Source organism: Pseudomonas sp. EL_65y_Pfl1_R83, assembly GCF_963970695.1.
In the GTDB taxonomy this organism is placed as follows: Bacteria; Pseudomonadota; Gammaproteobacteria; order Pseudomonadales; family Pseudomonadaceae; genus Aquipseudomonas; species Aquipseudomonas tritici.
In genome coordinates this window covers 1-315 of sequence record NZ_CAXAQI010000528.1, presented here as the reverse complement: position 1 = coordinate 315, position 315 = coordinate 1, and the positions used below count along the sequence as shown (strand labels likewise).

Below are 315 nucleotides of genomic sequence, written 5' to 3'. Positions count from 1 at the left end.
CTACTGAGTTCGGGATGGGATCAGGTGGTTCCAATGCTCTATGGTCGTCAAGAAATTCGGGTACTGAGTCGTGACCACATGGCCTCGCTTCAGCAAATTGGGTATGTGATAGCTTTCGGTGTTTTCGTGAGATCGAACTTTCGGTTCTATCGTCTTCACACACCGCAATCTGATGCTCGTTAGAGAAGTCAAATTGCTTGGGTGTTATATGGTCAAGCCTCACGGGCAATTAGTATTGGTTAGCTCAACGCCTCACAGCGCTTACACACCCAACCTATCAACGTCGTAGTCTTCGACGGCCCTTCAGGGGACTCA

General features: G+C 49.2%; 2 rRNA genes. Both read right to left on the bottom strand.

The window, feature by feature from the left end:
* Nucleotides 1-52 (bottom strand): 5S ribosomal RNA (rrf, locus tag AACY08_RS30775); the annotation flags it as partial.
* 156 nt (nucleotides 53-208) lie between these two features.
* Nucleotides 209-315 (bottom strand): 23S ribosomal RNA (locus AACY08_RS30180); the annotation flags it as partial.